At 37.7% G+C, this 18631-nt stretch carries 19 protein-coding genes; 9 read left to right on the top strand and 10 right to left on the bottom strand.

All coding sequences use genetic code 11. The annotated features are described in order from the left end of the window. Nucleotides 1-573 precede the first annotated feature (573 nt). Nucleotides 574-1539 (top strand): methenyltetrahydromethanopterin cyclohydrolase, encoded by a 966-nt coding sequence (mch, locus tag BP621_RS07440; RefSeq protein ID WP_292388866.1) that lies wholly within the window; start codon nucleotides 574-576, stop codon nucleotides 1537-1539. 377 nt (nucleotides 1540-1916) lie between these two features. Here mch and galU read toward each other — a convergent pair whose 3' ends face one another. Then, a complete protein-coding gene (gene galU, locus BP621_RS07435) occupies nucleotides 1917-2849 on the bottom strand; it encodes a UTP--glucose-1-phosphate uridylyltransferase GalU (RefSeq protein WP_292388864.1) in 933 nt (310 codons plus the stop codon). A gap of 278 nt (nucleotides 2850-3127) precedes the next feature. On the opposite strand from galU, the gene BP621_RS07430 reads away from it, so the two are divergent. Then, a complete protein-coding gene (locus BP621_RS07430; protein ID WP_292388863.1) occupies nucleotides 3128-3277 on the top strand; it encodes a hypothetical protein in 150 nt (49 codons plus the stop codon). A 475-nt stretch (nucleotides 3278-3752) separates the two neighbouring features. Here the strand turns inward: BP621_RS07430 and BP621_RS07425 are convergent, their stop codons facing one another. Both BP621_RS07425 and nikR read right to left on the bottom strand, forming a co-directional pair. Next, on the bottom strand, nucleotides 3753-4040 hold the full coding sequence (locus BP621_RS07425; RefSeq protein ID WP_292388861.1) for a DUF1330 domain-containing protein: 288 nt from the start codon (nucleotides 4038-4040) through the stop codon (nucleotides 3753-3755). 1068 nt (nucleotides 4041-5108) lie between these two features. Further along, the gene (nikR, locus tag BP621_RS07420) at nucleotides 5109-5525 is read right to left on the bottom strand and encodes a nickel-responsive transcriptional regulator NikR (RefSeq protein ID WP_292388963.1); all 417 of its coding nucleotides are present in this window, start codon (nucleotides 5523-5525) and stop codon (nucleotides 5109-5111) included. Between the two features lie 284 nt (nucleotides 5526-5809). On the opposite strand from nikR, the gene BP621_RS07415 reads away from it, so the two are divergent. Beyond that, complete coding sequence (locus BP621_RS07415; RefSeq protein ID WP_292388858.1) at nucleotides 5810-5971, top strand: hypothetical protein; 162 nt, start codon at nucleotides 5810-5812, stop codon at nucleotides 5969-5971. Between the two features lie 28 nt (nucleotides 5972-5999). Here BP621_RS07415 and BP621_RS07410 read toward each other — a convergent pair whose 3' ends face one another. Beyond that, nucleotides 6000-7184 (bottom strand): hypothetical protein, encoded by a 1185-nt coding sequence (locus BP621_RS07410; RefSeq protein ID WP_292388857.1) that lies wholly within the window; start codon nucleotides 7182-7184, stop codon nucleotides 6000-6002. Nucleotides 7185-7802: 618 nt separating this feature from the next. Beyond that, the gene (locus BP621_RS07405) at nucleotides 7803-8303 is read right to left on the bottom strand and encodes a class I SAM-dependent methyltransferase (RefSeq protein WP_349682055.1); all 501 of its coding nucleotides are present in this window, start codon (nucleotides 8301-8303) and stop codon (nucleotides 7803-7805) included. Between the two features lie 319 nt (nucleotides 8304-8622). Here BP621_RS07405 and BP621_RS07400 point away from each other — a divergent pair, with 319 nt between their 5' ends. The 3 genes from BP621_RS07400 to BP621_RS07390 all read left to right on the top strand — a co-directional run bounded on the left by BP621_RS07400 (nucleotide 8623) and on the right by BP621_RS07390 (nucleotide 11000). Then, nucleotides 8623-9420: a class I SAM-dependent methyltransferase gene (locus BP621_RS07400; protein WP_292388855.1), complete on the top strand. Its 798-nt coding sequence runs from the start codon at nucleotides 8623-8625 to the stop codon at nucleotides 9418-9420. Nucleotides 9421-9594: 174 nt separating this feature from the next. After that, nucleotides 9595-10419 carry a hypothetical protein gene (locus BP621_RS07395; protein WP_292388854.1) on the top strand — a complete coding sequence of 275 codons (825 nt, stop codon included), beginning with the start codon at nucleotides 9595-9597 and terminating at the stop codon, nucleotides 10417-10419. 62 nt (nucleotides 10420-10481) lie between these two features. Beyond that, a complete protein-coding gene (locus BP621_RS07390) occupies nucleotides 10482-11000 on the top strand; it encodes an NUDIX domain-containing protein (RefSeq protein ID WP_292388852.1) in 519 nt (172 codons plus the stop codon). Between the two features lie 1840 nt (nucleotides 11001-12840). On the opposite strand, the gene BP621_RS07385 is transcribed toward BP621_RS07390, so the two are convergent. Together BP621_RS07385 and BP621_RS07380 are read right to left on the bottom strand one after the other, a co-directional pair. Further along, nucleotides 12841-13269, bottom strand: coding sequence for a PKD domain-containing protein (locus tag BP621_RS07385; RefSeq protein ID WP_292388851.1), 429 nt, complete (start codon nucleotides 13267-13269; stop codon nucleotides 12841-12843). 295 nt (nucleotides 13270-13564) lie between these two features. After that, nucleotides 13565-13732, bottom strand: a complete 168-nt coding sequence (locus BP621_RS07380) for a hypothetical protein (RefSeq protein WP_292388850.1) — start codon at nucleotides 13730-13732, stop codon at nucleotides 13565-13567. Nucleotides 13733-13785: 53 nt separating this feature from the next. Here BP621_RS07380 and BP621_RS07375 point away from each other — a divergent pair, with 53 nt between their 5' ends. Both BP621_RS07375 and BP621_RS07370 read left to right on the top strand, forming a co-directional pair. After that, nucleotides 13786-14400 carry a DJ-1/PfpI family protein gene (locus tag BP621_RS07375; protein ID WP_292388849.1) on the top strand — a complete coding sequence of 205 codons (615 nt, stop codon included), beginning with the start codon at nucleotides 13786-13788 and terminating at the stop codon, nucleotides 14398-14400. 2 nt (nucleotides 14401-14402) lie between these two features. After that, nucleotides 14403-14852: a GNAT family N-acetyltransferase gene (locus tag BP621_RS07370; RefSeq protein ID WP_292388848.1), complete on the top strand. Its 450-nt coding sequence runs from the start codon at nucleotides 14403-14405 to the stop codon at nucleotides 14850-14852. Nucleotides 14853-15073: 221 nt separating this feature from the next. Here BP621_RS07370 and BP621_RS07365 read toward each other — a convergent pair whose 3' ends face one another. Both BP621_RS07365 and BP621_RS07360 read right to left on the bottom strand, forming a co-directional pair. Further along, entirely contained in the window at nucleotides 15074-15895 is an 822-nt protein-coding gene (locus tag BP621_RS07365; protein ID WP_292388847.1) for a nitroreductase family protein, read from the bottom strand. Between the two features lie 145 nt (nucleotides 15896-16040). Further along, nucleotides 16041-16760, bottom strand: a complete 720-nt coding sequence (locus BP621_RS07360; RefSeq protein ID WP_292388845.1) for an alpha/beta hydrolase — start codon at nucleotides 16758-16760, stop codon at nucleotides 16041-16043. 295 nt (nucleotides 16761-17055) lie between these two features. Here BP621_RS07360 and BP621_RS07355 point away from each other — a divergent pair, with 295 nt between their 5' ends. Continuing rightward, nucleotides 17056-17586: a RimK/LysX family protein gene (locus tag BP621_RS07355; protein ID WP_292388844.1), complete on the top strand. Its 531-nt coding sequence runs from the start codon at nucleotides 17056-17058 to the stop codon at nucleotides 17584-17586. Between the two features lie 123 nt (nucleotides 17587-17709). Here BP621_RS07355 and BP621_RS07350 read toward each other — a convergent pair whose 3' ends face one another. Beyond that, nucleotides 17710-18630 (bottom strand): hypothetical protein, encoded by a 921-nt coding sequence (locus BP621_RS07350; RefSeq protein ID WP_292388842.1) that lies wholly within the window; start codon nucleotides 18628-18630, stop codon nucleotides 17710-17712. Nucleotide 18631: the final 1 nt, after the last annotated feature.

Below are 18631 nucleotides of genomic sequence, written 5' to 3'. Positions count from 1 at the left end.
AGTCACGGTTTAAACAGTTACCTGTCTGATGCTGTTGATTTTTCAGTTCAACTGCGTAAGTCCTACATAAGATATGTGATCAAATAACGGAATGATGTTGTTAAGATAGTAATATTTATTATATCTAAGATTAAAATAATATAATTAAGATAATAAAACAGTATCTATATATTGGATTTTTCCTATACGGATAGCAAATCACAGGAAAGAAAAAAAATCACAAGAAAGAAAAAATTACAGGAAAAAGGTAATTACAGGAAAGAATTACTCTATCTTATTCCGGTAATACTCTCGATCGGCTGGATACCTTTTATCGGTAAATAATCTTGTCTGTTAACCCTGATCAATGGGCTGGACCTTCATCCGGGTAAACTGTCCCCGATTAATTTCCGATTCTCTGAACGATAAGTAACTCTGATTGAGATTTTTCTTTACAAGCAATGTTCTTTATAAACAATTCTCTGACCGATAAACAGTGTCCTCCTCCGCAATAAAGGCAGATAAGAATTTACTTCCTTACTGAGTGAGAATTATATTCCTGTTTATCCCGGAGACAGTAGTAAAGGTGATAATTTGATAAGCGTCAACGAAATGGGATCATACGTCATCGAAGAGATGCTCGACTGGAGCGAAGACCTGAAAACTGAAGTATTCAAGCTCAATAATGGGGCTACGGTTATTGATTGTGGAGTTAAAGCAGAGGGCGGATATGAAGTTGGAATGTACCTCGCGAGGCTCTGCCTAGCAGATCTGGCCGATCTTAAATACACTACTTTTGACCTGAACGGTCTCAAATGGCCTGCTATCCAAGTAGCTACTGACAATCCTGTAATTGCCTGTATGGCTTCGCAGTATGCAGGCTGGAGAATCTCCGTAGGCAATTACTTTGGAATGGGTTCGGGCCCTGCACGTGCCCTTGGCTTAAAACCTAAAGAGCTCTATGAGGAAATCGGGTATGAAGATGACTTTGAAGCCGCAGTCCTTGTCATGGAATCCGATAAGCTTCCTGATGAGAGAGTTGCTGAGTATATTGCAAAACACTGCAGCGTAGACCCTGAGAATGTAATGATTGCTGTTGCTCCTACTGCCTCTATTGCTGGTTCTGTCCAGATCTCGGCCCGCGTTGTAGAGACTGGAATCCATAAGTTTGAATCCGTCGGTTTTGACATCAACTGCATTAAAAGTGGATATGGGGTTGCTCCAATTGCTCCTGTTGTCGGAAATGATGTACAGTGCATGGGCTCGACCAATGATTGTGTGATCTACTGTGGGGAAACCAACTATACGGTCCGCTTCGACGGAGAATTGACAGAACTTGAGGAATTCGTAAAGAAGGTGCCTTCCACAACCTCCCGAAACTTTGGAAAGCCTTTCTACCAGACCTTTAAAGAAGCAGACTTTGACTTCTTTAAGGTTGACGCGGGAATGTTTGCCCCTGCAAGGCTTACGGTAAATGACCTTAAGAGCACTAAAACTATCTCCAGCGGCGGGCTCTATCCTGAAATCCTGCTTCAGTCCTTCGGAATCAGGCAGGTTTAAAAGGGCCTTCGTCCTTTTAATTATTTTTTTATTATCTTTTCAACTTTTCTAACATTATAATTACTTGTCTTTACTTCTCTTCTTTTTTCCCCTCTTTTACCTCTCTCTTACTCTCAAGATATAATCAACAGTCTTATGCTTCACAGCACTTGAAATCTTGACAAAGAGAATGTCCAGTGATAAAGACTAGGAGTTTTTCCTTTATTAATAAGCGAACTTTATAACTTTGGGAAATATCTTTCACGTGTGTGCGGAGTGAAATATGAGAAACTCCAAGGCAGGAGAAACTTCAAGGCAATACCATATAACCTCGATCTCATTTTTTAAGTTCTGACTTTTCGCTCAATTTCTCATTCTTCGCCGAAATTCCCACACTCTCAAGTTGTGATCTTGTCAACCGACGGCTCTTTTATCATATCGACTTTCCCCTGTTCTGTGCCATCTTCGGCTTCAAGGATTTTCCTCAGGTATTCGAGTACGTCTTCCCTGAGGTTTTCGTTTGCAAGAGCGAAATCCACTATTGATTTTACGTACCCTAGCCTGTCACCTGTATCGAACCTTTTCCCTTTGAACCTGCAGGCATAGATTATCTGCGACCTGTTAAGGGCCCGGATCCCGTCAGTAAGCTGGATTTCGTTTCCTACCCCGGTCCCGACTTCTTTTATACAGTCAAATATTTCAGGGGTAAAAACGTAGCGGCCTATTGCGCCCAGATTGGAAGGAGCATTTTCAGGAGACGGTTTTTCGACAATGTCCTCAAGCATATAGAGTGACTCGCAGAGTGGCTTTCCCTTTATAATTCCGTAGCTGCTTAGTTTGTCATAAGGAACTTCTTCTACTGCGAGTGTAGATCTCCCGTATTTTTCAAAATTTTCAATGAGCTGAGCAGTGCAGGGCTTGTCATTCACAATGATGTCATCCCCTAAGAGCACGGCAAAAGGTTCGTCTCCAATATGGTTTTCTGCCCTGAGGACTGCATCCCCGAGCCCGTTTGGCTCTTTCTGGCGGATATAGTGAATATCCACAAGGGAAGAAACGTCCCTGACAAGCTTAAGAAGTTCAGTATTATGCTTTTTAGCAAGGTGCATCTCGAGTTCAGGAGAATCGTCGAAATAGTCTTCAATTGCCCTTTTACCTCTGCCTGTGATAATGATAATATCCTCAATTCCCGAGGCAATGGCTTCTTCTACAACGTAGTGGATCACAGGTGTGTCAATAATAGGAAGCATTTCTTTAGGCATCGACTTGGTGGCAGGCAGGAAACGGGTTCCAAGGCCAGCCGCCGGAATAAGCGCTTTTTTAACGGTCAAGAAGGACACTCCAAAAATAATTTGGAATAAGAATATCACATTTTTAATTATATCTGGCTTAAATTATACTTGCCCTATGATTAATTTTTCTCTACCGTAATGTCAAAGAACTAAAGTAATGAACAGTATAACATAAGCGATTTATTTTAACGTAACCATTTCAGCTTTTCAGGAAATTAAGCTAGTATATATCTGGCTTTATCTGGCTCTTATATTGCTTCTGTCTGAAAATAATGACCGAGCAATCCAATGCCTGTGAAACCTCCAGGGGGTAAATATTGGGGGAAATCGATCCAGAAGGAAAAGGAAAAATTGTGCAAAGAATTATTTTTGGCAGGCTCAAAGCTACTAATGTTCAAATTGCTGGACAAAAAATCCAAAAAAATCCAAAAAGCCAGATTTTAAAGAAAAGACACGGCAGACTTTAAAAAAAGGAGAGCTGAAAAGTCTGTTCTGATAATAATTATATGCATGAACTGAAATTAAGACTGTCGGGGTCAATGTCTTTTTAGGCTTTAACGGGACATTCAATGCAAAGCTTTTGCCCTTTGATTTTTATTGAATTCTCAACTTCTTTTCCGCAACTTTCACATTTTCCAATTTAGTCACCTTCAATGGCTTTTTGAGTCCATATGTAGATATATGCCTTCACGGTATGATTTAATTCAGGAGCCTATCCGAAAAGTGTTATGGACCTACTAATATCAATAGGCAATATATAGAACCGGAACAAATACTCAATATTCTAGGCATGTTGTGAAATTTACAACATACCACGATTGGCTTTTCGTGTAGGCTCTTAATCGATCTCGTCCGTGAGTTGTCTCCCAAATACTACAAATTGGTTAAAAATGATAAGTCAGTTTAAAAACAGCATATTTTAGATTCTAGCTGAAATTGAAATTATTCTGATGGCAAATATCCTTTGACTATTACTGATTTTGTAATCGTAGAATTCTCTCTGAAGGGTGCAATCTTCAGGTATTCCGCAGAATTAAAGCAATTTTTTAACTGTTCTTCGGTTTCAAACTCAATTATGACTATTCTCTCGGGATTCCAATTTCCAAACATTGGAATAACCTCATTTCCCCTAACCAGATACCTGCCTCCGTAATTTTTTACAATTTCTGGAACTTTTTCTACATATTTAGTATACATTTCATGATTCATGACTTTGATTTCGATTATCATATAAACGGACATTTTTTTCCTTCCTTTTAGCAGACAATTGAATGAGCTATCCAGCTGAATTTGTTATGACCTAATGTATCTTTACAACATTCATTATTGACTTTTCGGATAGGCTCCAGGATAAAAATAACTTTTCTGTAAAAATTAAATTGCATGCGGCCACCCCACCCTAAACAGGCTGTCCGACAATTCAATTTCAGAGCAAAAACATACAAAAAATAAGGTGTACAAAGCCTTTAAATCGAAAAAGAAGAAATTAAATTGTTACCATTAGTAATTATCGGGCAACCTGTAAAGGTCAGGGTATTCGTGACCCTCTGCGCTCCCATAGTAATAAAGCTCACTAATCCTAAAAATTGGACCATTTTTTAAGGACCTTAATGATCTATGGTAGAGTAAAATCTGAAAGATAGAGTAGGACCTCTTACTTCACAAGTCCAAGAATATAAAAATCACTTTTTAACAGCATTTATAGGGTATATAGGATGGGCATAGTCGAGCTTATCCAGCAAGTTCCCTTTTTTCCTAGCAGAACGACATAGGGCATCCATACGCTCAATATTAATCATCTCAAAACCCGCTTCATTTAAAAACCTTGATACTTGGTCAGGTTTCAAACTATAAAGAGGAAGGTCGTTTTTAATCAGGTTATAGTGTTGCTTAAAGGGGTTATGAAAGTTTCTTTCTTATTGACTTCATACTTTTCAGCTACTATAAAAGTTAAGATACTTTTTTCTTGATGTTGACCTTATATTGGTAATACATATGGTTGATATAATAACATTAAATATGATAAAAATAACGAAAAGTATTAAATATAAGTTCATCATATTCATCTATGTCTAAGCGAACAGACAAACAGACAAAAATAGAAAAGCCTCCTAAATCTGTGAATTGAAAGCACAACTCCTGAATTCTTCACCTGTATGTGCAGCAGGTGGGGAATTTCAGGTGTTTTCGCGTTCAAATTAAAATTAAAAATTCCCTATTTTATTCAGTATGTCAATAATTTATAAATTCATCCAGGCAGGAGCCTCTTAAAAAGGAAGGCTATGTTTATTTATATAATTATTTATTTAAAGATATGGTTGTAAGTTTTGAGAATTTAACTCCTTTCAAGGCTATTATGGATTCAGCAAGTTCCGTTATATCTTCACCTTTTCCATTGAGAAAAATTAGTTCAAAACAATTTTCACGATCAAGGTAAACATGCATTGAAGATCTTATCAGGTGAGAATAATTGTGCTGGATATTTATTAAAACATTTGAAAGGCCTTTTCTCGTGTTATCATAGATAACCGCAATTGTTCCTGTACGATCGCCTTTAACGTCATTTATCCATTCGTAATGAGAAATATAATTCCTGATAGCATCTCTCACGCCTTCCGAGCGGGAAGAATAACCTCTTTTCTCAACGATTTCATCAAATTTACTCAGAAGAGTGTCGGGAAGAGAGACCCCTATCCTCATAAGTTCTATTTCTATCATATCACCCACCAGATAGTTTAACTTCGTTCATAAATATTACATTATTTATCGTATGTATTACTATATATGCTTTTTTACTTAATTATTAATTTAAAAAAGTTACGTTATAGCTAAGCAATTCTTATTAAGGACACTTTAATAATAGAAAACAAGCAAGAAATAAAGTAGCATAGCTATTTTTGTATAGCAAAGTGATCTTTTCTCGGCATATGGAGTTAAAATAAGGTTTGACTAAAACATTTAAACAAAATGCATGAATTTTTAGTATTGTTATTAATTGAATGCGGGTTCTTATTCTTCCTAGCATTGATTGCAAAGAAGTCCGCTCTCGATGGATCGAAATACTCCAAAATTTGTTTGGAATAACAGAAAAAGGAGAATACGCAGAGCGCCTCAGGGATTGTAAAAGATTTGGAGCCTGCAACACTGCACTAGAAGCATGAATGTAATCTTCTCAAGAAAAGTTCCCGTTTAAGTATTATAGTAGTCCCACTGGAAAACTCCCTTGAAGATATCGCAAATATAATATCTTATTTGGGCAGAGAGGCTGTCTGACATATTCCCAGATCCAATACTTTCTCCATTTTCAGGTTCAGTATCCTTGCCATCCTCAGATTCGATATCCTTGCCATCCTTAGATTCAGTATCTTTTCCAGCTTCATACATAGCGTCTTCTCCATCGCCCGCCAACTTAACTAACCATGCATTCCTATTTTTAACGCCTGCAGCTACATATCCACCATCTGAAGTCTGTTGAACTGAATATAGCGTGCAATTTGAGAATATTTTCATCCATTCTTGATTACCGTCAACGTCCGTTTTAAGTATAAAAGCATCACCGTCAGTCTCAAAAGCCCAGGAATCATTATACATTCCGGCTAACACATAACCATTGTCTGAAGTCAATGAAATAGAGAACGCAGAATCATCCATAGGTCCGCCAAAGGTCTTGTTCCACTGCTCACGACCATGTTCATCGGTTTTTATAAGCCATATATCATAACTAGTTGAGTCATTTGATTTGGTTGTGCTGGCAATTACGTATCCATTATCAGAAGTCTGCTTAACAGGATCTAACAGAGAGTTTAATGTCTCAAGACTATTATTTTTGCCAAAGGTATTGCTCCACTGCTGATTGCCACTCATATCATATTTAGTTATTATAATATCATAATCAACTAGAAGCAAACCATCATCCTCTCCGATTTCATACTCAACTATATCTGCAATTATGTATCCGCCATCAGAAGTACGTTCAGCCTTATACTGAAGATAATCCCCTTGAGTAATATTATCAGATACTTTATTCCACATCTCTTTTCCTTTTTTGTCTGTCTTGATCAGCCAAGGCTCAGCATAACCCGAAGGAAATGTGTAACCTGATAACACATAACTTCCATCTGAGGTTTGTCGGGTAAAGTAACCCTCATCAAAATACGTTCCCCCATAAGTTTTATTCCACTGCAGATTCCCATTATTATTAATTTTGATAAGCCAGGCGTCCGGATAACCTTCTGTACCTTTGCCGTATGAAGCTGTTATACCTGCCACTATATACCCACCGTCTGAAGTCTGTTGAATACACCAGGAGCTATCTTCTTTATCTCCACCAAAAGACCTGTTCCATTGTTCTGCAGGTGATGCTGCTTTTGCCACATTTGATACCTGTAAAAATAGAATTAAAATAAGAAAAATTTGAAAGAAATTATATTCAGTATGTTTAACTATTTTATCACCCCAAGAACCGACTGTAACAAATAAGCCCTAATCTTACATTGAATATTTAGAAAGTCTTCTCAAAATATGAATGTTGCGGATTATTAATTAAAGGTGCACAGAAAAATATTATCGTCTTTTTCAAGCCTATAATTGTTCTCTGATTGTTGATTTTTCGAAGCATTGCACAGATAATTTATACGATAACACACTGTAAGTATCTTCCACGATACGAAAAAAAGATTTATGATTTTACAGTCATTTATGCCGGTTTTATGGTTATCAATCTAAAAGCTAGAAGACTAATTCTCGAAACTCCTCATTCTGTTAAAACATATAATGAAAAATGCAATTACTAATGAAATCTAAATTTTAGACCTAAGTTTTACTCCTAACTGAACTTTAAGAAGACATAGTGCTTCAGCATAAAGAGAGTAGACATTATAAATATCGGCTAGCCATTTTTTGAAATAGGCCAAGAGCTCGTCCCTTAAAAACAACAAACTCTCAACGTATACCTGAAAAAGATCTGAGATCAGCCATCTGCATATTGAAGCATCAGGCCTTTTTTCCGGAAACAAGCTTCAAAAGTACTGCTCTATCGAAGGAAAACTTAGGTTCAGAGATCTGTTCCAGACCTGCGGATCGGGCAATTTCCAGAGTGCTGTCAAAGTTGGATTTTGAGACATGGAATTTAGGCTCAACAATCAAAAACCTGCCATCAGGTTTAAGATGGGAAGAAACCTCGCTCAAAAAACTCTTTTTATCCTGTACTTCATGGACCATATAAAAAGCCAGGGTAAAATCCACCATCTCGGTGATGCCCAATTTTTCAGGTTGGGCTTTATGAAGAACGATACGAGAACTAAGTCCTTCACGCTCACTTTTGCGCTTTACCATCTGAAGCATCTCATCCTGAATATCCACTGAAATGACCTTTCCTTTTTCACCCACCAGCTTTGCCATTGCCAGAGAAAAGAAACCCGGCCCGCAGCCCAGATCCATAACAACCTGGCCTTCTTTGATATATTTGCCAACGATTTTATAAGGGTTTTGCAAAAGTCTGCGAACCCGGTTGTCAAGGGTCCAGGCTATCTGATAAGGGCATACATCCGTAGATTTGTTAGCTATATTTCTTCCTCCTTTTAATTTTGGGTTGCATCTTCATTTCGAAGAGAAAGAATGCAAGAGAATGTTATATATTTTTAAATTTGAGTATATCATTCTAATATTTTTTCACGTTTGGTCAAACTCCCAAATATTTAGAAAAATAGAACAGTTATAAAAAATGCTTGTTTAGCACTAAATTCCTGTACACATAAATACATCAAAGGACAGATTAGCATCGGAAAAGCAATTATGGAATTCGGTTGATAAGATGGATTACGTACACGGATATTCTAATAGAGAAAATTCTCGACTCCATGATCAGGCAAACACACTCACTGAGCTATTGCATCACGATACTATATATCCTCCGGAAAGCAAAGTGCTTGAGGCCGGCTGCGGTGTGGGCGCACAGACGGTCATACTGGGCAGAAACAGCCCTGATGCCAGCATCACATCAATTGATATTTCAGGTGAATCAGTTGAAAAAGCAAGACAATTGGCTGAAAAAGAGGGGTTGGAGAATATTGATTTTCAGGTGGCAAATATCTTCGATCTACCCTATGAAGACGAGACTTTTGATCATATTTTTATATGCTTTGTACTTGAACACCTCGAAAATCCTCTTGACGCCTTATTGTCGGTGAAAAGGGTACTCAAAAAAGAGGGCACGATAACTGTCATAGAGGGAGATCATGGTTCAAGCTATTTCTACCCCAGGAGCGATGAAGCTATGCAAGCAATAAAGTGCCTGATCGATATCCAGGAACTTTTGGGAGGTAATTCCCTCATAGGTAGAGAAATCTACCCGCTATTGAATCGAGCTGGTTTCAAAAACGTGAGTGTCTCCCCCAGAATGGTATATGTTGATTCAAGTAAGCCTGACCTTGTAGAGGGATTTACGAAAAATACTTTCACTGCGATGGTCGAGGGTGTCAAGAAGCAGGCGCTGGAATTAAAGATGATCGATGAAAAAGCGTGGAATAAAGGCATTAGTGACCTTTACCGGACGGCCGGGAAAGAAGGCACGTTTTGTTACACTTTTTTTAAAGGCACAGCCATTAAATAATCTCTCAGGAGATTTATTTTTTCTTGGCTTTACAGGCCGGTCTGAAGTTGATCTCTTGAGGGAATGTGCAAGGTTTTTAATTAGGCAAACATATAATTATTTATCTAAAAGTTGTTAATGTATTTATAATGTATTAGTAAACCCTATTTTAACTCCAAACGCCGAGGCGAAACCATGAGAATTATTCTAAAATATGGACTTTTTTTGCTTGGAGCTTTTTCTTTGCTGACATTAAATGCTTTAGCACTGTCCGATCCTTCAAACGATAATATGAAACTCGAAAACAATTCCTTACAGGATAATATAACACCTACAAACAAAAGTGACGAACCTATAACTTTCGGCATGGATGTAAACTTCATACACTATACCCATGAAGAGTTAAGTAATTACTCAGATACAATTGTAATAGGTACCGTCAAAGAAATACTTCCACCTAAATGGAATACCATGGACGGAAAACAACCGAATAAACCACTTACTGAAATCGACCGTCTTAACGACACCATTTATACTGACATTGTTATAGGTGTGGATGAGTATCTCAAAAACCCATTATCGTCCAAAGAGGTTATTGTTAGATCAACTGTTGGGACAATTGGAAATGTTAGCATGACCTCAGATGCTGAACCGAGCTTCAAAACTGGCGAAAAGGTTTTGCTTTATCTTAGCAAAGATGATAATCCGGCTACAAAGGATGTCGGTCCTGAACACTTCATAGTTACAGATTTTTTTGAAGGCAAATTCACATTAACTGATGATGGGAAAGCTATAGGATTTGTGGAAAATACTACTCTGAAGGAGTTGCTGAGTACAATTAATCAAACTGATAATAAGGCAAATGATACCGGAATATCAAATGATACAGAAACGGCGAGCAAGCAAGAACAAAATTCCAGTTCTACTCCGGAATCAAAAAGAATTCCTTTTATAAGCTCTGTCTGGGTGTTTGCAGTAGTGCTCGGAGCAGTTATATTTAGAAGAAAGACAAAACAATAACTGTGCATGTTCTTTCTTCGATTTACTGATTTTTGGTTCAGATTTGGAGAGGAAGTAGAAGAGTGAGTGTTTATAGTAATGGCATTCTTTTATTCAGGTTCAAGAATGAGAAGCTTGAAGTAATGCTGGTTCATCCAGGTGGGCCAATTTGGGCAAAAAAAGACCATGGAGTGTGGTCAATACCCAAAGGGCTACCCGAAGGGCATGAAAATCCCCTGGACACGGCAAAGAGAGAGTTTAAAGAAGAAACAGGTTTTGAAGTTGACGGCGAGTTTATTGATCTGGGAGAGTTAAACCAATCTAGCAAGAAGATAGTGCATATATGGGCTTTTGAAAAAGACCTGGATATAATAAATGTTGTAAGTAATACATTTAAGCTTGAGTGGCCAAAAAACTCCGGGAAAGTACAGGAATATCCCGAGGTAGACAAAGCAGGCTGGTTTGATATTGAGCTAGCTAAGAAAAAAATACGAAAAGAACAAATCGGTTTTATTGATAGACTCATGGACATTATAAATTACTCTCAGAAGGAAAAGCACTTAGACAAGGAAAAAAGATACAGGCAAACTACACTATTTTAAACACTACCCAAAATTAGTTATCCAAGCCTCCAATAAGGTTTCGTTCTCTAAACTAATTCCTAAACTAATTCCTGAGTGCATATTTACCTTAAATGTATTTACCTTAAATGAACACTTAATGAAAGATAAAGAGAGCAAAAAGAACCGCAGGTACAGGCTGATGGATATAATACTTTTGAAAACCCTGCAAAGAAGAAAGTTGCTCCAAAGAAAAGGGATGTATTTAAGGAATTTTTGGGCTAAAGAAGCTTTTCTTTTTTTCTTATTTTTGTCCGCTCCCGTAGACTATAAAATATCTAGGTTGCTGCCGATAACTACACTATTGGATGTAAAATTGTCAGTAAGATAGTTACTGAATAATAATTATCAATAGTTTTTTATACTTTTGATTCTATGTAAATCCGGCGGGTCGACCGATCTACTTGTTAGAAGAAAAAATTTTCCTCCTTTAACTTCCCCAATTAATTATTAACACCTCCAACAATACCCCTCCATTTGTCGGCCTGCCAATCCTCTTTTTTTGAAATTAAAGCCTAAAAAAGTATTTTCATCTAGAAAATAACTACATTTTAGGTGAAAATCTTGCTATTTCTCTAGTTTTTAGGCTAACCTCTGTGTTCCTGATACCTGCAAGATTGATCATAACAACCTTTAGGAAAGTGACTTTCCACGGAGAAATCGGCAGTATCTCGAATTTGCTGTAAATTTGAAGTCAAGTTTTTAAGTACAATGGAGAAAATAGTACAATGGAGAAAATTGACCTTAGTACAATGGAAAAAATTGACCTTCCAATAGGGAATTTTCTATTCAATAACGTCTTGAAATTTGCGATTTTACAGAAAATCGGCACACTACCACTTAAATCATTGAAATAAACATATTAAAGTTAAAATACAGTATTTTACAGGAAATAACTATATTATTAACTATTTTAGGTTCTGTGTAGTCTATGGGGTCTGAGAGAAATTTACATTATGCTCCGAAGTCCATCAGGAAATCAGCCTATACATACTTCACAGTACGATATTATCTTTTATGTTTCTTAAAAAGATAAATATGAAATAAAAATAATAAAATTATCGTATACACTATGGGGATTCCAAATTCTGTAAAACTCTTGATTATTAATGTGGGTGGTTCACTAATAGTCAGTTGATATTTCTCAGAGGATTTATACATTTGCATTCCGCTCTCATTTCTGTTTTGTGTACGCTCAATTTCCTGTATGCAGGCAAGCTTAGAAAGCAGATGCAATTAAGTAAAAGTACTTTAAGACAAAACATCAACCACCTAATAACGCATGAACAAATTACTAATTCTTTATAATAAACTTAATAAAAATATTGCCTATACTATATTAATAATATAATATAGGTTGTGAAACATATTTTGGGAATCATTTCAGGTCTGTGGAGTCTTCGGGTCTTAGACTCCTCAAAAGATGGTTTGTAAAGTTGGATGCTAAAAATGAGGAACTTTTTGAGAATATTTGTTTGGGATAATTATTGCAGAGATTATAGGAATACACTTGTCCATTTCGACAAAAGGGTAAGTGCAAAAACAGTAAGAGACACACAGTTAAATTAATTTAGCGTTAGTTTATTGCGATTTTGAGCAAAATCAAAAATATATTACTGAGCTCATCCCAAAACCAATTTTATTTCCAATTTATGGAATTTTTAAATTCGTATTTCATGAGTTATTTTTCGTGATCTGAAACTTTATTGATTATTCAGAATACAGGATTCAGATAAGTAATTTTGAGTTTTGGGATCAGCTCAATATAAAAGCACTGCTTATAAAAACTGTAAATGGTAAGTAAATATTTAATTTTTTCAAATTATTTAATAACAACATTCTTATGAACCCACAACTTCTTAGTACAACCTTTATGCTTGATAGTTGCACATGTAATATAAAAACCAGTTTTTGAATATTTATGCACCGGATTTTTTAGTGATGAAGTAATTTTTGTTCCTTCGAGATAGGTTCCATCTCCAAAGTCCCATCTGATATATGTCTCTTTACCTTTTGATAGATCCTTATATTTTACTATTCGTGGGTCATCTGAAATGGCTACCGCTGTATAATCAATACGATTATTCCCGCAGCAGGATATCCGGGCTGTCGCTGGTGGAGTTCCTGAACCGAGAGGAGTTGGGATTACAATACATTTTGCATAGGCTCCTTCAGACAATAAAGTCAATATCATTATTACGGTGAAAACAGATATTGCTATTTTCCATATAGGCTTTCCATTCTTTTTCATACTTTCCTCCTGTTTTTTTTAGTTTTATCCTGGAGTACACGTAGTAAAAAATTACAGGAGAAATTAACTTATAAGCACACTTATTTTCAAAGAATTTAATAAAAAACGCGACGAAAATTTAAAGCTTTATAAAGCTTTATCTTTTTATCTAAAAGATTATAACACTGTACGTTCCTTTAAAATTATTTTCAATTCTTACAAACTTAAAAACAAGGATTATAAGGAAGTTATATATTACTAAATCTTAAGATAGTTCTTTATTTCTAGTAAGAACCAACAAAACCTCCATAATTTATTAAAAATTATCTATTTCAGGCATGTAGGTATGACCCATTACACAGTACTGATGGTCATACTTCTCAACACACCTCCTAGTCTCCTCATTAATCCTCACAATCTGTTCTGTATATACATCACATCTTTCAATACACTCAAATGTGTAATCATATTCAAGCTCTGCCAAGGAAAAAATATTTACCAAAAATCCATAAACTTTCTAACATGAATTTCGGATTTTTGATCTTCCCAGGACTCGAAGAGTTGGACCTTGTCGGCCCGTGGGAAATAATATCACTCTGGAGCAAATTTGCCCAGGGACCTGAAAAATGCCTTATGGTTGCCGAAAATCCCGGGCCCGTGATCTGTAACAAGGGAATGTCCGTAAATCCTCACGTCACTTTCGCGGACTGTCCTCAACTGGACTTCCTCCTTGTGCCTGGTGGCGAAGGCACACAGAGAGAAGTGGAGAATCCCTCGATGATTCAATTCATTGTCGAGCAGGCAAAACATTGTAAAGCTGTGCTTTCGGTCTGTACTGGCACATTTCTTCTCCACAGAGCAGGCTTGCTCTCAAACCGACGAGCTACTACACACTGGGCTTCCCTTCAGAAGCTGCGAGACCTGGGTGATGTAGAGGTAGTAGAGGACAGGATTGTAAGGGATGGAAATATCTGGACCTCGGCAGGCATTTCTGCAGGCATTGATTTGGCACTTGCATTTATTGAATATATGACAGATGAAAAAACGGCAGGGAAAATTCAACTCGGTGCTGAGTACTACCCGTCAGGCAGGTCTTACGGCATGATGCATAAAACTCCGCAAGCTCCGGAGTATTTGAGGAAGAGGAACTGATTATGAGTGAAATTATTCGCTATATTCAAAAACATGAATTGAGAGAACTGCTGGATCTCTATAAATACCTGAACAAGGATGATCCAGATCTTGTAGAGAATGCTGAACTCAAAAAACTATGGCAGGAAATATTAGAAGACCCAGGGCAGAACTACCTTGTGGCTGAAGTAGACGGAAAACTGGTATCATCCTGTGTATTGATTGTTATCAAGAACCTGACAAGGAGTGCAAGTCCTTATGCCATTATTGAGAGTGTTGTGACACATCCAGATTATAGAAAAAGGGGAATTGGAACAAGACTTTTAAAAAAGGCACAGGAGATAGCCAGAGAAAAAGGCTGTTACAAAATTATGCTCCTTACAGGAAGAAAAGAAGCTATACCGTTTTATGAGAACGCTGGATTTGAAAGAAAATCAAAGACAGGGTTTATTATAAGGTTTGACGGACGTTGATAAAACAGGTATTTAATAAAAGACTTATGAACTCTTAATGCTTTCAATGATCAGTTTTAAAACTGGCAGTAATAGTCAATCGGCAGCGGTTATTATCCATGTGATAATTTTCTATTTCTGGTCTGGGCCGTGACTTCAGCAAAATAGTAGCGCTGCCGCTCTTTCAAGGAATTCCCAAGAGAACGGCAATTTAATCATAGTGATTGTCGTCCCTCAAAACTTTACTTCCACATAACTTCAAGAGGCTTTCTGCGAGGGATTCCATACACTTTGTACTGCGGGTAGCCGAACATCATTGCATAGGCCGTTTTCCTTCCTATGGGCAGGTTTAGTTCCTTCTGGAGAGGTTCATAGGACATAGCAGCTGCAGCAACAAAGCCTGCCCAGCAGGTCCCTATTCCGAACGCCGGCGCGGCGATATCAAAATGTGTGAGGGCGATGATAGCATCAGTAGGCGCAATCGGGTTATTCTCAGGTATGTGGGCGAAGAGCAAGTGCGGGGCGCCCCGGCAGATAACATCAATTCCCTGCTCCCATGCAGAAATAAATATCGGCAAGAAGTCGCTCATAGGGTGGTCAGTGTTCAGCAGGGTTTTCATCCATTCGATTGTGAGGCAGGCAATTTTCCGTACTTCTTCAGGGTCACGGATTACCAGCCATTGCACTGGCTGATCGTTGCCTCCAGACGCGGCGTAGCGAGAAATATCAAGGACTTCAAGAATTTTCTCCTTTGGCACGGGTTCCCTGGTAAAATGCCTTACAGACCTGCGTTTTTTGAGGTAGAAAGCCACATCTTCAGGAGAAATGTTACCTGCATCTGAAGGTAGGGTAATTTTTTCATCCGGTAGGAGATTAAGGGTGAGCGCCTGAGACGGGCAGAAAGCCTCACAATGCCCGCAGTAGAAACAGCGAGAAACGTATTCATCCTGCGCCTGAGGGAGATTTGACTCATCAGCCAGACCGATAATACCTGAAGAGCACATCTTTACACAAAGGCCGCATCCTGTGCAGCGATCCTGATCAACGATAATGTGAGCCATCATATCAAATCCTGTTAGGAGCAGATATATTTACCAGCATTTATTACTTTTCTTTATTTCTCTATCTGTGGAACTTCATTAATTCGATAACTGTACGAGCAAAGGATAATAGCTAGATACCTCTCTGTTTGCAGTATACTATCAAGTTTTACAGCAGATTTTCATCTGCCCATCTATCAAATACCTGCAATTGCTCTTCCGTATGAAAGTAATGCTCTCCATGCTCCAGGATTTTAACTTTTGAGTGATACCTCGCTGCAAATGCTGAAATCTCGTCCCATTCAGACAGATTATCGTCAGAGCCATACAAAATGGCAATAGGCGCTTTCCATTCAAAACAGATAGGATTTTCTCTCACATAGCAATAATAGTTCCATTCCAATGTCTGTCCAATCGGCAACCGGATTTCATGCTCTGCTTTTAGCCTTTCTTCACTTACTTGGAAACCTTCCATCATGTTGCTTATAATGCACTCCATATTGACGATGGGCGAGAGAAATAAACTTTGTTTTATGTTAAAGTCATGATAGGAAAGCAGACTGAAATAGGCTCCAATACTACATGCAAACAAATGAATTTCAGGCGCAAGCGACTTTGCATATTCGTAAACAGCGGTCAAATCACTTACACAATTTTCGGGAACACAAGCATATTCCTCATCTACACGTTCACCGTGCATAGGCAGGTCAAAGCTTAACGCTTGGTAACCTTTTTCAACGGCCTTTTGTGCCATCATGGAAATTACAGTGTCCTCTTTATTAGAAAGATTACCATGAACTTCAATCAAGAGCTTTTCACTCTGCTTTCCCCACAGGATAGCAGGAATACGAATTTTATTATTTGAGATATAAATATGTCTTTTATTCATTCTCTCACTTATCTATGAGCAAAGCATAAGTTTTATTCGCATTCATTCGATTCAGTTCCAAAATCCATGATAAAAGTCAGTGTAACATCATTACATAAATTTGTAGATTATATAAATTTATAGTTATATGTACTAATTTTGTGATACATATAACGGTAACTAGAAATTTACTTGTAATGACTTTTTAGAGCCCTCTGCTCTCTAGAGATTTTTAGTCGTTAAACATAAATTATGAAGTAAAAAGCAAAAAGGAATTTAACCAATTTTAGATATAAATGATAGTGGGGATGCGAGTATGGATGTTGAAGAAATTCGAGCAATCTTCAAGTTTTCAGCCTTGGAAAGGCATATAATTTCCAGTTTTGGAATTCAAGAAGATCTCTTTCTTCCTTTTCTGCTTTCATTGAAGTCGGGAGGCTCTTGGAGTTATGCTTCAGAAGATACAAAAAGTATGGCAGTAAAAGATGTGATTACTTATTACGGCGAAGAAAGCAAAACAGGCTATACTCTGGAAAAGATATACTTCTTTATCGACCCCAAAGTCATAGCTGAAGAAGGAATCATACGAAGGCTGGAAAAGTGCGGGACAAAAGAAGAAAGAGAACTGGTTGAAAGACCCTACATAATAACCCTGCATGCAAAAAAGATAATATTTGCAGAGGTAAATCCAAATATCAGGAAAATAACACTCAGGGAGTTAAAGAAAAAACACATACAGCTGAAAGGTACGCCGGCATATAGCGCAGCTCATGAGATCGAACATCTTGAAAAGGGAGAAATAGAAGGAACTCCGCTCTGGACCTTTGAATATGTTAAAAACCAGTGAAAATAACAGAAGAAGATTAAGTAAATGTCAAAAGTATAGGACTTATTCATTGAATTCTTTCTAAAATTATATTAAAAATATTATCGTTACTATATTCGAGACTTATTACTTTTTCATGAGTCCTTATTGGTTATCTGAGCTTTTAACAATACCTCTATGAATTTTATCTTTAACAAGATAGAAGAGGCCTCCATAGGAGAATAATGTGATTATTGGGAATATAAAGAGTCCCTCTTTTGCCACCTCCGTATCCCCATTCAAGACTTGGACTATTCCTATCATGTCTACAGAGGTTCCAATGGTAATGAAGAACCCAAAGAACAGAAGCAGTATTGAATATGCCTTTTTTGGCTTTGATAGCATCAGGAATAGCGCTAGAAAACCTAAAGGAATACTGATTCCAAGGTCAAGATACCTGATGGCCCAGAATGCAGTTGGAGCCGATTTGTATGAACCGTTGGGAGTATCTCCAGTATCTGTAACTTGCTGGATTTCAAATATCCACATCGCTGCAAAGAGCAGGAAAAATACGGTCATTAGACATACGTAGATTCGCAGCCCTCTGGGTTTGAAGTCAGGAACATCTGCTTCGGTAAACATGGATAGGCTACCTATAAGCAGGATGAGCCCGCCTATTACAAGGATTCCGAAAAGCCACCAGTAGTCCTCAACATTGCCGCTGTAGGCCAAATTGCTCCATTCCTGGCCGATTCCCATAGAAAGCCCTGTGTACATTAATGTTATCGGTGTAAGTATTAACAAGTATTTCGAGCTGGCCCTTCTGGCCAGACATAGAATTCCACCAATTAGCAGTATCGGTGCGATCAGTACCAGGTTTGTAAGATCCTGCCCTGCGATCTGCCATACGCAAGATTGAGAGGTTCTATACTGTATTGTTTCCTGACCAATGGGTCCAAGAAAAGCGATCAAAACCAGAGTCGCTGCGCAGATAATTGCAGTTATTCCAATTATGTACCAGGGAATTAAGTATTCAGGCGCTAGTCCACTTCTTGTTTCACATTGCTTTTCAAGAAAAAAAGTCATA

This window comes from Methanosarcina sp. UBA5 (genome assembly GCF_002505485.1).
GTDB lineage: Archaea > Halobacteriota > Methanosarcinia > Methanosarcinales > Methanosarcinaceae > Methanosarcina.
Note: the sequence above shows the minus strand (reverse complement) of the source record. Positions and strands in the feature narration are given on the sequence as shown.

Excerpts from the sequence above, each read along its gene's own strand:
- BP621_RS07425 (WP_292388861.1), bottom strand. The coding sequence starts at position 4,040 with ATGATAATCGAAATCAAAGTCATGAATCATGAAATGTATACTAAATAT.
- BP621_RS07415 (WP_292388858.1), top strand. The coding sequence starts at position 5,810 with ATGCGGGTTCTTATTCTTCCTAGCATTGATTGCAAAGAAGTCCGCTCT.
- BP621_RS07400 (WP_292388855.1), top strand. The coding sequence starts at position 8,623 with ATGGATTACGTACACGGATATTCTAATAGAGAAAATTCTCGACTCCAT.
- BP621_RS07395 (WP_292388854.1), top strand. The coding sequence starts at position 9,595 with ATGAGAATTATTCTAAAATATGGACTTTTTTTGCTTGGAGCTTTTTCT.
- BP621_RS07385 (WP_292388851.1), bottom strand. The coding sequence starts at position 13,269 with ATGAAAAAGAATGGAAAGCCTATATGGAAAATAGCAATATCTGTTTTC.
- BP621_RS07370 (WP_292388848.1), top strand. The coding sequence starts at position 14,403 with ATGAGTGAAATTATTCGCTATATTCAAAAACATGAATTGAGAGAACTG.
- BP621_RS07365 (WP_292388847.1), bottom strand. The coding sequence starts at position 15,895 with ATGATGGCTCACATTATCGTTGATCAGGATCGCTGCACAGGATGCGGC.
- BP621_RS07360 (WP_292388845.1), bottom strand. The coding sequence starts at position 16,760 with ATGAATAAAAGACATATTTATATCTCAAATAATAAAATTCGTATTCCT.
- BP621_RS07355 (WP_292388844.1), top strand. The coding sequence starts at position 17,056 with ATGGATGTTGAAGAAATTCGAGCAATCTTCAAGTTTTCAGCCTTGGAA.
- BP621_RS07350 (WP_292388842.1), bottom strand. The coding sequence starts at position 18,630 with ATGACTTTTTTTCTTGAAAAGCAATGTGAAACAAGAAGTGGACTAGCG.